The sequence below is a fragment of the Pseudazoarcus sp. NS20 genome, assembly GCF_059703745.1.
This window is the reverse complement of record NZ_BAAKIY010000001.1, coordinates 379390-392833: the sequence shown is the minus strand read 5'-3', so window position 1 is coordinate 392833 and position 13444 is coordinate 379390. Positions and strand designations below refer to the sequence as shown.

Below are 13444 nucleotides of genomic sequence, written 5' to 3'. Positions count from 1 at the left end.
GTCGTGAGCCGGGCCGTCGGGTCGGGTGTCTGCGCACGACTGTCCGGAGCTCCCCGCGCACGTTCCCAGGAGCTCTCATGGACCGCCCTCAGCTAGATCTCTCCCTGCCCCCGTTCAAGGTCATCCGCCGCAATGGTTCGGTGGTCGACTTCCATCCCGGCAAGATTGCCGTTGCCATGACCAAGGCCTTCCTGGCCGTGAAAGGCCAGCAGGGCGCCGAATCGGCGCGCGTGCGTGACGTCGTCGGCAAGCTCACCGAGGTGGTGGTGGCCGCGCTGGCGCGCCGCAAGCCCGAGGGCGGCACCATTCACATCGAAGACATTCAGGATCAGGTCGAGCTGGCATTGATGCGCGGCGGCGAGCAGGAAGTGGCGCGCGCCTATGTGCTGTACCGCGAGAAGCGCGCCGCCGAGCGTGCGGCCGAAGCGCCGCGCAGTGCGCCGGAATTGCATGTTGAGGTGGACGGCCGGCGTGAACCGCTGGAGCGTGCGCGGCTGGTCGACATCGTGGAGGCGGCTTGCACTGGTCTGGCCGATGTCGCTGCTGCGCCGGTGGTGGATGCCGCCATGCGCGACCTGTATGACGGCATTCCGCTGGGCGAAGTGCACAAGGCGCTGGTGCTGGCCGCGCGCGCGCTGATCGAGCGCGAGCCGGGCTACAACTACGTTACTGCGCGCCTGCAACTGCACCAGATCCGCCTCGAAGTGCTGGGCGAGGAAGTGGCTCAGGGCGACATGGCCGCGCGTTACGCCGATGCCTTCCCGGCGTACGTGAAGATCGGCATTGAGGCGGGCTTGCTTGATCCGCGACTGGCGCAGTTCGATCTGGCGCGCATTTCGGCTGCGCTGGACGCTTCGCGCGATCTGCAGTTCGGCTACCTCGGCCTGCAGACGCTGTACGACCGCTACTTCCTGCACATCGACGAGCGCCGCATCGAGCTGCCGCAGTGCTTCTTCATGCGCGTCGCGATGGGTCTGGCGATCAACGAGATCGACCGTGAAACGCGCGCCATCGAGTTCTACGAAGTGCTGTCGCGCTTCGACTTCATGAGCTCCACGCCAACGCTGTTCAACGCCGGCACCATGCACTCGCAGCTGTCGTCGTGCTATCTCACCACCGTGTCGGATGACCTCGACGGCATCTTCCAGGCCATCAAGGAAAACGCCATGCTGCAGAAGTTTGCCGGCGGTCTGGGCAACGACTGGACGCCGGTGCGCTCGCTGGGCAGCCGCATCAAGGGCACCAACGGCAAGAGCCAGGGCGTGATCCCCTTCCTCAAGGTGGTGAACGACACCGCCGTGGCGGTGAACCAGGGCGGCAAGCGCAAGGGCGCGGTGTGCGGTTATCTCGAAACCTGGCACCTCGACATCGAGGAATTCCTCGACCTGCGCAAGAACACCGGGGACGACCGCCGTCGTACCCACGACATGAACACCGCGCACTGGATTCCCGACCTGTTCATGAAGCGCGTGCGCGAAGACGGCGAATGGACGCTGTTCTCGCCGGCCGACACGCCCGATCTGCACGACCTGTTCGGCGAGAAATTCGAAGCGGCCTACGTGGCCTACGAGAAGAAGGCCGACGCCGGCGAAATCCGTCTGTTCAAGCGTCTTTCGGCGGTGCAACTGTGGCGCCGCATGCTGTCGATGCTGTTCGAGACCGGCCACCCGTGGATCACCTTCAAGGACCCGTGCAACCTGCGCTCGCCGCAGCAGCACGTGGGCGTGGTGCATAGCTCCAACCTGTGCACCGAGATCACCCTCAACACCTCCGACACCGAGATCGCCGTGTGCAACCTCGGCTCGGTGAACATGCTGGCTCACTTGAAGGACGGCCAGCTCGACCAGGAGAAGCTGGCGCGCACCGTGAAGACGGCGATGCGCATGCTCGACAACGTCATCGACATCAACTTCTACGCGGTCGGCAAGGCGCGCAACTCCAACCTGCGTCACCGCCCCGTCGGCATGGGCATCATGGGTTTCCAGGATTGCCTGCACAAACTCGGCATGGCCTACGCTTCGCAGGAAGCGGTGGAGTTCGCCGACCGCGCCATGGAGGCCATTGCCTACCAGGCCTATAGCGCTTCGAACGAGCTGGCGCGCGAGCGCGGCACGTATTCGACCTTCCGCGGCAGTCTGTGGGACCGCGGCATCCTGCCGCTCGACACCGTCGATCTGCTCGAGCGCGAGCGCGGCGTGCCGGTCGAGCTGGATCGCTCCAGCACGCTGGATTGGGACGGCCTGCGTGCGCGCATCGCGCAACACGGCATGCGCAACTCCAACTGCATCGCCATCGCGCCTACGGCGACCATCGCCAACATCGTCGGCGTGTCGGCCAGCATTGAGCCGGAGTACCGCAACCTGTACGTGAAGTCGAACCTGTCGGGCGAATTCACCGTGGTGAACGAGTCGTTGGTGGCCGAGCTCAAGGCGCGCGGCCTGTGGGACGAGGTGATGATCTCCGACCTCAAGTACTACGACGGCGTGCTGGCCAAAATCGACCGCATTCCCGACGACATCAAGCGCCTCTACGCCACCGCCTTCGAGCTTGACCCGGCATGGCTGGTGGAAGCCGCGGCGCGTCGTCAGAAGTGGATCGACCAGGCCCAGTCGCTGAACATCTACGTGGCCGGAGCCTCGGGCAAGAAGCTGCACGACACCTACATGCTGGCGTGGAACCGCGGCCTGAAAACCACCTACTACCTGCGCTCGCTGGGCGCCACCTCGGCCGAGAAGTCCACCGGCAGCGGCGGTGAGCTGAACGCCGTGGCCGCTACCGTCGCGGCCGTGGCCACGGCGCAGGCCGGTGAGCCGAAGTTCTGCGCCATCGACGACCCCGATTGCGAGGCCTGCCAGTAAATCCGCGTGCCCGCAGCGGCAGCCAATGCTGCCGCTGCGGGTCATCGCTCCTAATACAAGGAATTCACATGCTCGATTTCGACGACAACATCGCCGCCGCGCCTGCCGCTCCGCAAACCCCTAAACCGGCCTCTTCCAACACGCAGGCGACGGCTGCCGCAGCCGAAAGCCAGCGCGTGCGGGCCTCCGACAAGCGCGCCATCAACGGCGCCACCGACGTGAACCAGCTCGTGCCGTTCAAGTACCACTGGGCGTGGGAGAAGTATCTGGCAGGCTGCGCCAACCACTGGATGCCGCAAGAGGTTTCCATGCAGCGCGACATCGCGCAGTGGAAAGACCCGAACGCGCTGTCCGCCGACGAGCGCCTGATCGTCAAGCGCAACCTCGGCTTCTTCGTCACCGCCGATTCGCTGGCGGCCAACAACATCGTGCTCGGCACCTACCGCCACATCACCGCGCCCGAGTGCCGCCAGTACCTGCTGCGCCAAGCCTTTGAAGAGGCCATCCACACCCACGCCTACCAGTACATCGTGGAGTCGCTGGGGCTGGACGAAGGCGAGATTTTCAACGCCTATCACGAGGTCGACAGTATCCGTGCCAAAGACGAATTCCTGATTCCGTTCATCGACACGCTGACCGACCCCAACTTCCAGACCGGCACGCCCGAGGCCGATCAGCAACTGCTGCGCTCGCTGATCGTCTTCGCGTGCATCATGGAAGGCATTTTCTTCTATGTCGGCTTCGTGCAGATCCTTGCGCTGGGCCGCCAGAACAAGATGACCGGCGCGGCCGAGCAGTACCAGTACATCCTGCGTGACGAGTCACTGCACTGCAATTTCGGCGTCGACCTGATCAACACCATCAAGCAGGAAAACCCCCACCTGTGGACGGCCGAATTCCGCGAGGAAATCCGTGGTCTGATCATGAAGGGCGTGGCGCTGGAATACCGCTACGCTGAAGACACCATGCCGCGCGGTGTGCTCGGGCTGAACGCGCCGATGTTCAAGGAGTACCTGCGCTTCGTGGCCAACCGCCGCTGCCGTCAGATCGGCGTGGACGAGGTCTATCCGGGGGCCGACAACCCCTTCCCGTGGATGAGCGAGATGATCGATCTGAAGAAAGAGAAGAACTTCTTCGAGACACGCGTCACGGAGTACCAGACCGGCGGCACGCTGGCGTGGGATTGATCGGGTAAGCTCTCGGGGCATGAACGCCCCGATTCCCATTCCCATTCCGGCGAGTGACTGCCCGCTGTGTGGCGGCCCGAACGACTGCGGGCCGGCCAACAGCGGCAGCTTTGACGTCGCGTGCTGGTGCACCGCGGCGCGCATTCCCTTCGAGCTGATCGACAGCCTGCCGGATGAGGTGCGCGGCACGGCGTGCATCTGCGCTGTGTGCGCAGCCCGGCACGAGGCCGCCTGATGCATATCTGGGTCGATGCAGACGCCTGCCCGGTGGTGGTGAAGGAAATCCTCTTCCGTGCGGCGCAGCGCACCGGGCGCGAACTCACGCTGGTAGCCAACCAGATGCTGCGTGTGCCGGCCGCGCCCAACATCCGCGCGGTGCAGGTGCCGGGCGGTTTCGATGTTGCCGATGGCTGGATCGCCGAGCGGGCGGTGGCGGGTGATCTGGTGGTGACGGCGGACATTCCGCTGGCCGCCGAAATTGTCGAAAAAGGCGCGATTGCGCTGAGTCCGCGCGGCGAGCGCTACGGCAAGGAGAACATCCGCGAGTTGCTGGATCTGCGCAATTTCATGGACACCCTGCGCAGCACGGGCGTGCAGACGGGCGGGCCGCCGGCCTTCGGCCTGCCGGACCGCCAGAAATTCGCTAACCAGCTCGACCGCTTGCTGCAGCAGGCCTCGTGAAGCCCGCTGCAGTGCCAGAGACGCTCAGGCGGCTTTGGCCTTGAAGAAACCCGACGGGCCGGAGGTCAGCCCCGGCGTGCGGCAAAAGCGGAAGTAGCCATCGAGCCCGACCGCATCATGCATGGCCTCAATGGCTTGAATGCCCGCGAACACCTTGCCGTCTGCGTCTTGCACGTGGATGGCCTTCCTCACCGCGTCAGTGCTGCAGCCGTAGTCTTCGGCCTTGCCCCCGGCGGAGATATCCACCTGCGTCATCAATGCGTTTTTGTCCTTGGCCTTGAGTTTGGTGACTTCGATCTTGCTGGACAGATTGCTGCTGTCGTACACGACTGTCAGCGGAGTTTTCGCAGGGCTCATTGAATTCTCCTTCGCAGGGTAGGGTTGGAACGAAGTGGTGACCAAAGCACGCCTCAACGCGCATCGGCTACCCTCACTATAGATGACGGCATTTGCGGAATTTCAAGGCGGGTGGCCAGAGACGTGACGGCTCGACACCATGGCAGTCGAGATTTAGCATATGACCATATAACAATAATCTTCGGAGACACCCTCATGACCCGCTTCGTCTCGCGTGTGCTCGCCGCCGTGCTGTGCGCCGCTTCACCGCTGGTGTACGCCATCGACATGAACCCTGTGCAGGTCGCACCGCACACGTGGTACGTGTTGGGCAAAGCCGGTATGGCCTCTGCTGCCAACGAGGGCTTCATGTCCAATGCCGGCTTTGTCGTCACCGATGAAGGCGTGGTGGTGCTCGACGCACTCGGTACGCCGGTGCTGGGCGAGCAGCTCATCGAAGAGATCGCCAAGGTCACCGATAAACCCATCGTGCGGGTCATCGTCAGCCACTACCACGCCGATCATTACTACGGCTTGCAGGCCTTCAAGAAGCGCGGCATCGAGATCTGGGCCCACCATGCCGGCGAGGCCGTGCTGGGCTCGGATGACGCCCAAGCACGCTTGGCGCAGCGGCGTGCCGACCTCTTCCCCTTCGTGGATGAAAACACCGTGCCGACCCCGGCCGACCGCTGGCTCGGCGACGAGGGGGCCGAGTTCGCGCTGGGCGGAGTGCACTTCCGCGTGATCTACGTCGGCCCCACCCACGCGCCCGACGACATCGTGCTGCAGGTGGTCGAGGATGAAGTGGTGTTTGCCGGCGACTTGCTGTTCCGCGGTCGCGTGCCTTTCGTGGGCAATGCCAACACGCGCCGCTGGCTCGAAGCGCTCGACCGCCTGATTGCCATCGACGCGAAGATTCTCGTGCCCGGCCATGGCCCGGTGTCGAAAAACCCGCAGGCCGATCTGGTGATGACGCGCGACTATCTGCGCTACCTGCGCACCGAGCTGGGCAAAGCCGTGGAGGAGATGAAATCCTTCGATGAGGCCTACGCCGACATCGACTGGAGCGCCTGGGAGAAGATGCCGGCCTTCCGCGAGGCCAACCGGCTGAATGCCTACAACGTGTTCATCCAGATGGAGCAGTCATCGCTCAAGTGAGTGGCGCCGCGCGGAAAGTGCAACCTGAGGTAAGCAGCGGGCCTAACGAGGTGGCTGAGCCTGTGGCGATCAAGCCTTGCGTGCGGCGCAGGCGCCGCACACCGCGCTGAGTTCGATCTCGGGGCTGGCCAGCGTATGGCCGGCGGTCTTGAGGCCCTTCATCAAGCCCGCCAAGGCGGTGTCGTCATGCAGCTCGGTGATGGTGCCGCAGTCGGGGCACACCAGGAAAAGCACGGCCTTGTCGTGCCCGTCGTGATGACAGGCCACGAACTGGTTGGTGCGCGCGATGCGGTGGGCAAGCCCCTGTTCGATCAGGAAGTCGAGCGCGCGATACACCGTGGGCGGGGTTGCCGAATGGTGCACCTTCTTCATGCGGTCGAGCAGGTCGTAAGCCTTGATGCCGCCCGGCTCATCCAACAGCAAGCCCAGTACCGCACGGCGGATCGGCGTCAGGCTCGCTCCGCGCGCACGACAGCGCTCGGCCGCGTCGTCGAGTGTGAGTTCTTCGCAGCAGGAATCGGTGTGGTCGTGTTGGTTCATTGATTTGTCCGGGCGCGGCAGGCCGCAGGTGCACATGATAGTCCCAACGCCTGCGGTGTCCCACCCCCTGCCATCAGGGGTGCACACCCCGCCCGCTTCGTGTATTGTCCTTCGCCGACAGGTTTCTAGCAGCCGTCCGGCATGTGCCGGACACGCACGAAGGGAAAGTGAAGATGAATGCGATCCAGAATGACGCCGTTCGCAAGCTGACTAAGGAAGAACTGCTTGCCGCGCCCGAAGACGACTACATGTCCGAGGCGCAACTCGAGTATTTCCGTGCCTTGCTGCAGTCTGAGCGTCAGGCCCTGGTGGACGCCGCGCGCGAGACCACCCAGCACCTGCAGCAGGAAAGTGAAGTTGCCGCCGACTGGACCGACCGCGCCACGGTCGAAGAAGAGCACGCGCTGGAACTGCGCGTGCGTGATCGTGAGCGCAAGCTGCTCAAGAAAATCGAGCAATCGCTGCGCCGCATCGACGACGGCAGCTATGGCTGGTGCGACGAAACCGGCGAGCCCATCGGCGTCCCGCGTCTGCTTGCCCGCCCGACCGCCTCGCTGTGCCTGGAAGCACAGGAGCGTCACGAGGCGCTCGAACGCGTCTCCAAGAAGGCCTGATCGCACACGGACGGCGTCACGCCGTCCGTTGCGTTTTACGCCATGCAATCCGCCTCGCGCCGCATCCCGGTTGTCGTCCTGACGGGCTTTCTCGGCGCGGGCAAAACCACCGTGCTCAACCACCTGCTCGGCACGCCCGCGCTGGCGGACACGGCCGTGCTCATCAACGAGTTCGGTGCGGTCGCGGTGGATCATCATCTGGTCGAGAAGATCGACGAGACTTTGGTGGTGCTCGACGGGGGCTGCATCTGCTGCAGCGTGCAGGGCGACCTCGTGCGTGCGCTCAAGGGCTTGTTCCAACGCGCTGCACGGCGTGAAATCGGCGCCTTGCAACGCGTGCTGATCGAGACCACCGGTCTTGCCGACCCCGCGCCGGTGGTGCATACGCTGATGGAAGAGCCTTTCATCGCCGAGCGCTTCCAATGCGACGGCGTGATCACGGCGGTCGATGTCACGCACGCCCAATCCCAGCTCGACAGCGAGCGTGAAGCCGTACGTCAGGTTGCCATGGCCGACCGCCTGCTGCTTACCAAATGCGATCTGGCCAGCAGCGAACAACGTGCCGTGTTGGCCGAGCGTCTGGCGCAGCTCAACCCCGGTGCGCAGCAGATCGAGGTGTTCAACGGCCAGGCGCCGCAAGACGCGCTGGCCGGGTGTGGCCTGTACGACCCCGCGAAAAAGTCGCCGGATGTGGCCGCATGGCTGGGCGTGGAGGCGGTGCGCCAGCAGGCACAGCGCACGCGGCTGAGTTATGCGCCGGCGGGCGCGCGTGCTTCGGTGGCGCCCCAGCACGACAGCGACGTGTCGAGCTTCGTGCTCACCTTCGACGAGCCCCTCGACTGGCTGGGTTTTTCCGACGGGCTGGGCTTGCTGCTGCACGCCTGCGGCGAGCGCATCCTGCGTGTCAAAGGCCTGCTCAACGTGGCGGGCGACCCGCAGCCGCGCGTGGTGCAATGCGTGCAGCACGCGGTGTATCCGCCGTCGTCGCTGGCGGCGTGGCCCGAAGATGGGCCGTATGCCGACCGGCGCAGCCGCCTCGTTTTCATCGGCCGCAAGCTGCCGCGCGAGGACATCGTGCAGATGCTGGGCAGTTTCACCGGACAGGCTCCGCTCGAAGGTTGAGCGCTGGCCTTATCCCAGCCCAAGCTGCGCGCGCAGGCGGGTGAGCTTGTCCGGGTTGCGCACCACGTAGATCTCCACGATGCAGTCGTTCTCGATGGCCAGTGACGTGGTCTGCAGTACGCCGCCGGCCTCCAGCGTGATCAGGGTCGGCAGGCCGTCGAGGGTGCCGCGCCACAGCACCGGCGGACGCACATGGCCGGTTTTGCGCGCCAACCCGCACATCAGGCGCGTCACCTTGTCGCGCCCGAGTATGGGGCGCAAGGCGGCGCGCACCTTGCCGCCGCCGTCCGAGTGAAACACCGCGTCCTGCGCGAGCAGAGCCTGCAGCGTTGCATGGTCGCCGCTGCGGGATGCCTGGAAGAAGGCTTCGGAGATTCTCGCGGCGTCATCGGCCGGCACCTTGAAACGCGGCCGGTCGGCGCGCACATGCTGACGTGCGCGATGCGCAAGTTGACGGCAGGCCGCTGCGTCGCGCCCGATGGCGGCGGCCACCTCGTCGAAACTCGCACCGAACACGTCGTGCAGCAAAAAGGCCGCGCGCTCCAACGGCGACAGGCGTTCCAGCGCGATCATCAGCGCCGGCATGGCGTCTGCGGTGTCGTCGTCTTCGGGATCGAAGAACGGCTCGGGCAGCCACGGGCCGATGTAGTCGGCGCGGGACACACGTGCGGACTTCAGCACGTCCAGGCACAGGCGCGTGACGATGCGCACCAGAAATCCTTCGGCGTCGCGCACCGTGGCGTGGTCGGTGTCGGCCCAGCGCAGCCATGCGTCCTGCACTACGTCTTCCGCCTCGGCCATCGAGCCGAGCATGCGGTAGGCAATGCGCACTAGGCGGCGGCGCAGGGGTAGGAAGCTGGCGGCCGGGTCCATGTCAGCGCGTCGGGTGAATCGAGCGGAAGCCGACGGCAAAACGGTTCCACGCGTTGATGGTGGTGATCAGCAGCGTGAGCTTTACGCGTTCGGTCGGGTTGAATTGTGCTTCCAGCGCACTGTAGGCCTCGTCCGGTGCGTGCGTGTCGGCCAGCAGCGTGAGCGATTCGGTCCATTCCAGCGCGGCGCGCTCGCGTTCGGTGTACAGCGGCGACTCGCGCCACGCCGACAGCAGGTACAGGCGCTCTTCGGTTTCGCCGGCCGCGCGGGCGTCACGCGTGTGCATGTGCACGCAGAAGGCGCAGCCGTTGATTTGCGAGGCGCGCGTTTTCACCAGTTCAATCAGGCTGTATTCCAGCCCGCAGTCACGCACGTGTTCCTCGAGCGCGAACATCGCGCGCATGGATTCAGGGGCAGCTTTGTAGGGGTCGAGTCGGGCTTGCATCGTGAGGCTCCATTGGCAGTTATAAGGGACTTCACGGCAAGGACGAGCGAGCCCTCGCGAATGTGACATCGCCCGGCGAATCACGCCGGCTTTTTTCCCCCGAGAGCGAAGAACGCCACCAACGCGATCAGCAAAATGCTGCCGCCTACCATGCCAACGCCCGCCCAACCGAGCGAAGCCTGTGCGAAGCCCGAGAGCAGCGTTGCCAGCGTGACGGCACCGAAGGTGAGGGTTTCGTTGAAGCTCAGGATGCGCGCGCGGTTGGTGAGCGTGGTGCTTTGCACCAGCAGCGCGGAGCCGCCGATGTAGGCGAAATTCCAGCCGATGCCGACAGCGATCATGGCCGCGTGAAACAGCGTGACCGTCTCGCCCGCGGTGGCCACTGCGCAGCCCGCCAGCCCGATGCCGCAGCCGGTCAGCGCCACGCGCTGCGCGCCGAAGCGCGCAATCAGCCCGCCGGTGAAGAATGACGGCGCGAACATGCCTACCAGATGCCACTGTATGGCGCTGGCCGCCACGCCCAGCGACAGGCCGCAGCCGACGATGGCCAGCGGCGCGGCGTTCATCACCAGCACCATCATGGCGAAGCCACAGGCGCAGAAGGCGATGCCGCGCTTGACGGCCGCCGAGCCGGCAATCTCGTCGAGCGCCGGCTTCCACGCCGGCAGCGGCGGTACGCGCACTGCGGCGGGCTCGCGCCATTGCGTCAGCACTAGCACGGCCAGCACGCCCACGCAGGCGGCAATCAAATACGAACCCATGAACGGCGTCGGCGTCAGATCGCGTGCGAAGGCCCCGAGGTAAGGGCCGACGAAGGCCGCGGCCAGCCCGCCGGCCACCACCCACGAGATGGCGCGCGGCCGGTCGGCCTCGCTGGGCGCCACGTCGGCCGCGGCCAGGCGGTAATACTGCGCGATGCCCTGAAACACGCCGAACAGCGCTGTGGTGAGGCAGAACGCCACGAAGCTCATGGAGTACAGCGCCCAAGCCGACAGAAGACCGCTGCTCACACCACAGACTGCGCCGAAGATGAACACCTTCTGCCGCCCGAAGCGCGCAAAGCCCCGCACCGCATTGAGCGCTGCCAACATTGTGGCCGCGCCGGCCAGTGCCAGCGGCAGCGTGGCCAGTGCAGGCGTGGGCGCGAGCCACACGCCGGCCAGTGCGCTGACCGTGAACACGATGGACACCACGCAGAAGAACAGAGCCTGCGAGGCCGACAGAAGAAACACGGGTGTCCAGGTGCTGCGCGGGGCGGTCATGAGTGAGCCTTGGTGTGCCAGAAGACGAACCGTAGAATTAGAGCCTGACGGCGCATAAAACACCATCATGCCGTTCACCCTGCCCACAGCCATGGTCTGCCAGTGCCCATTCCCGATACGTTCGTCCTGATCGACCTCGAAACCACCGGCGCCAACCCGGTTTCTGACCGCATCACCGAAATCGCGGCGATTCGCGTTGAATGCGGCGAGATCGTCGAGCGCTGGGAGACGCTGGTCAATCCGGGTCGCCCGATTCCCGAATTCATCCAGCAACTCATCGGCATCACCGATGCCATGGTGGCCGATGCGCCGGCCTTCGAGGCCTTGGCGCCGCGCATGCAGAAGCTGCTCGACGGGGCGGTGTTCGTGGCGCACAACGCGCGCTTCGATTACGGCTTCGTGCTCAACGAATTCGGCCGCCTGGGCATCGACTTCGATGCGCCGGTGATGTGCACCGTCAAGCTCTCTCGCGCGCTGCAGCCGCAGCATCACCGCCATGGGCTGGATGCCTTGATCGAACGCCACGGCTTCGTGTGCGACGCGCGCCACCGCGCCATGGGCGATGCAGACGTGCTGTGGCAGTTCTTGCAGCTCGCGGGCAAGACCTTTTCTGCCGAGGTGCTTGAAGCGGCGTGGGGCAAGGCCATGAAATTTGCCGCGCGCCCGCCCAAGCTGCCGGCCGGCATTCTCGAAGGCCTGCCCGATGGCCCCGGCGTCTACGTGTTTTACGGCGACGAAGACGAAGTGCTGTTCGTCGGCCGCAGCGTCAGCCTGCGCGCCCGCGTGATGGAGCATTTCGCGGCCTTCGAACGCAAGGGCAAGGAAGGTGATCTGGCGCGCGCCGTGCGCCGGCTGGAGTGGATCGAAATGGCTGGCGATCTGGCCGCCAGCCTGCGTGAGCTTGAGTTGGTGCAGGCCCATCGCCCGCGCCACAACCGCGTGCCGGCGGCGGGTGAGGCGGCGTGTGCATTCCGCGTGACGCTGCGGCGCCGCAGCGCGCCGCAGTTGCAGCGCGTGAAACTCGACGGCACCGACCCGGCCGGGTGGGACGGCCTGTTCGGCACCTTCCGCGGCAAGAAAGAGGCCGATTCCGTGCTGCGTGAGCTGATCGCCGCGTATGGCCTGTGCCCGCGCCGGCTGGGGTTCGAGCCGGCCGGTGTCGGCGCATGTTCGGCGCGACGCGCCAACCAGTGCGCCGGCGTGTGCGCTGACCGCGAGACGCCCGAGGCCCACGACGAACGCCTGCTTGGCGCGCTGGCGCCGCTCGGCCTCAAGCCGTGGCCGTGGAGTGGCCCCGTCGTGGCGACCGAGCGCTCCGCCCACACCGGCGCGGTGACGCATCAGGTGTTCGATCAGTGGTGCCTTCTGGGTAGCGCCGACAGCGCGGAGTCACTCGCCGCACTGCTGGCCGACCTGCCGGCGCGCAGCTTTGCGCTGGATATCTACCGGCTGCTGCAGCGCTGGCTGGCTCAGCCCGGCAGCGAAGAGAAGATTGCAACGGTGTGAATCCGCGTTTGAGCCGGCGTGCCGGGCTGTGTTTTCATCGCGCTTCGTGACCGATTGTCTTGAGGGAAATCCGCATGCAGGCCAAGCACCCGTCTCTCGCGCTGGCAGACCAACTCGTGCTCGTTACCGGTGGCGCACGTGGCCTCGGTGAACACATCAGCCGCGCCTTTCTGCGTGAAGGCGCGCGCGTGGTCATCAATTACCTGACCAGCGAGCAACGCGCCGTGGCGTTGGTCGAGGAATTCCCCGAACACGCCTTTGCCGCGCAGGCCGATGTGTGCGACCCGGCCACCGTGCAGGCGATGTTCGATCGCGCGCAGACGCATTTCGGCGCGCCCGTCACCACCATCGTCAACAACGCCTTGCCGGATTTCAGCTTCAACGGCGACGCCCGCGAACACGCCGATGCACTGCGTTGGGAGAGTGTCGAGCAGCAGATGGAGGGCGTCGTGCGCGGCGCACTCAATACCACGCAAGTCGCGCTGCCCGGCATGCGCGAGGCGGGCTTTGGCCGCGTCATCAACATCGGCACCAACCTGTTCCAGAACCCGGTGGTGCCGTACCACGACTACACCGCCGCCAAGGCCGCGCTGCTGTCGCTCACGCGCACGCTTTCGCAGGATCTGGGTCCCGACGGCATCACCGTGAACATGGTGTCCGGCGGCTTGCTGCGCACCACCGATGCATCGGCGGCCACACCCGAAGCCGTGTTCGACCTGATCGCCGCCAGCACGCCGCTGCGCCGCGTCACCACGCCGCAAGAGTTCGCCGACGCCGTGCTGTTCTTCGCCTCGCCGTGGTCGCGCGCCGTCACCGGGCAGAATCTGGTGGTGGATGGCGGGCTGGTGAAGAACTGAGGTTC

General features: G+C 65.6%; 14 protein-coding genes. 9 read left to right on the top strand and 5 right to left on the bottom strand.

Features of this window, described 5'->3' with window-relative positions:
• The first annotated feature begins 77 nt into the window (after positions 1 to 77).
• The 4 genes from AC6H0W_RS01920 (at position 78) to AC6H0W_RS01905 (ending at position 4726) form a co-directional block, all read left to right on the top strand.
• The gene (locus AC6H0W_RS01920) at positions 78 to 2858 is read left to right on the top strand and encodes a ribonucleoside-diphosphate reductase subunit alpha (protein WP_497575421.1); all 2781 of its coding nucleotides are present in this window, start codon (positions 78 to 80) and stop codon (positions 2856 to 2858) included.
• A 68-nt stretch (positions 2859 to 2926) separates the two neighbouring features.
• Positions 2927 to 4045: a ribonucleotide-diphosphate reductase subunit beta gene (locus AC6H0W_RS01915; protein ID WP_497575420.1), complete on the top strand. Its 1119-nt coding sequence runs from the start codon at positions 2927 to 2929 to the stop codon at positions 4043 to 4045.
• A 19-nt stretch (positions 4046 to 4064) separates the two neighbouring features.
• Positions 4065 to 4280: a cysteine-rich CWC family protein gene (locus tag AC6H0W_RS01910; RefSeq protein WP_497575419.1), complete on the top strand. Its 216-nt coding sequence runs from the start codon at positions 4065 to 4067 to the stop codon at positions 4278 to 4280.
• The gene (locus tag AC6H0W_RS01905) at positions 4280 to 4726 is read left to right on the top strand and encodes a YaiI/YqxD family protein (RefSeq protein ID WP_497575418.1); all 447 of its coding nucleotides are present in this window, start codon (positions 4280 to 4282) and stop codon (positions 4724 to 4726) included. The genes AC6H0W_RS01910 and AC6H0W_RS01905 overlap by 1 nt, the downstream gene beginning before the upstream one ends.
• 24 nt (positions 4727 to 4750) lie before the next feature.
• Here the strand turns inward: AC6H0W_RS01905 and AC6H0W_RS01900 are convergent, their stop codons facing one another.
• Positions 4751 to 5083, bottom strand: a complete 333-nt coding sequence (locus AC6H0W_RS01900; RefSeq protein WP_497575417.1) for a thiol-disulfide oxidoreductase DCC family protein — start codon at positions 5081 to 5083, stop codon at positions 4751 to 4753.
• A 195-nt stretch (positions 5084 to 5278) separates the two neighbouring features.
• Between AC6H0W_RS01900 and AC6H0W_RS01895 the strand changes: the two genes are divergently transcribed.
• Positions 5279 to 6220, top strand: coding sequence for an MBL fold metallo-hydrolase (locus AC6H0W_RS01895; RefSeq protein WP_497575416.1), 942 nt, complete (start codon positions 5279 to 5281; stop codon positions 6218 to 6220).
• A 69-nt stretch (positions 6221 to 6289) separates the two neighbouring features.
• On the opposite strand, the gene AC6H0W_RS01890 is transcribed toward AC6H0W_RS01895, so the two are convergent.
• Positions 6290 to 6760 carry a transcriptional repressor gene (locus AC6H0W_RS01890; RefSeq protein ID WP_497575415.1) on the bottom strand — a complete coding sequence of 157 codons (471 nt, stop codon included), beginning with the start codon at positions 6758 to 6760 and terminating at the stop codon, positions 6290 to 6292.
• 173 nt (positions 6761 to 6933) lie between these two features.
• Between AC6H0W_RS01890 and dksA the strand changes: the two genes are divergently transcribed.
• Both dksA and AC6H0W_RS01880 read left to right on the top strand, forming a co-directional pair.
• Positions 6934 to 7374: an RNA polymerase-binding protein DksA gene (gene dksA, locus AC6H0W_RS01885; protein WP_497575414.1), complete on the top strand. Its 441-nt coding sequence runs from the start codon at positions 6934 to 6936 to the stop codon at positions 7372 to 7374.
• A 42-nt stretch (positions 7375 to 7416) separates the two neighbouring features.
• On the top strand, positions 7417 to 8496 hold the full coding sequence (locus AC6H0W_RS01880) for a CobW family GTP-binding protein (protein ID WP_497575413.1): 1080 nt from the start codon (positions 7417 to 7419) through the stop codon (positions 8494 to 8496).
• 9 nt (positions 8497 to 8505) lie between these two features.
• Here the strand turns inward: AC6H0W_RS01880 and AC6H0W_RS01875 are convergent, their stop codons facing one another.
• The 3 genes from AC6H0W_RS01875 to AC6H0W_RS01865 form a co-directional block, all read right to left on the bottom strand.
• Positions 8506 to 9369 (bottom strand): sigma-70 family RNA polymerase sigma factor, encoded by an 864-nt coding sequence (locus AC6H0W_RS01875; protein WP_497575412.1) that lies wholly within the window; start codon positions 9367 to 9369, stop codon positions 8506 to 8508.
• Position 9370: 1 nt separating this feature from the next.
• Complete coding sequence (locus AC6H0W_RS01870) at positions 9371 to 9814, bottom strand: carboxymuconolactone decarboxylase family protein (RefSeq protein ID WP_497575411.1); 444 nt, start codon at positions 9812 to 9814, stop codon at positions 9371 to 9373.
• Between the two features lie 80 nt (positions 9815 to 9894).
• Positions 9895 to 11076, bottom strand: a complete 1182-nt coding sequence (locus AC6H0W_RS01865; protein WP_497575410.1) for an MFS transporter — start codon at positions 11074 to 11076, stop codon at positions 9895 to 9897.
• 102 nt (positions 11077 to 11178) lie between these two features.
• On the opposite strand from AC6H0W_RS01865, the gene AC6H0W_RS01860 reads away from it, so the two are divergent.
• Together AC6H0W_RS01860 and AC6H0W_RS01855 are read left to right on the top strand one after the other, a co-directional pair.
• On the top strand, positions 11179 to 12582 hold the full coding sequence (locus tag AC6H0W_RS01860) for an exonuclease domain-containing protein (protein ID WP_497575409.1): 1404 nt from the start codon (positions 11179 to 11181) through the stop codon (positions 12580 to 12582).
• Between the two features lie 74 nt (positions 12583 to 12656).
• Positions 12657 to 13439, top strand: coding sequence for a 3-oxoacyl-ACP reductase (locus tag AC6H0W_RS01855; protein ID WP_497575408.1), 783 nt, complete (start codon positions 12657 to 12659; stop codon positions 13437 to 13439).
• Positions 13440 to 13444 lie beyond the last annotated feature (5 nt).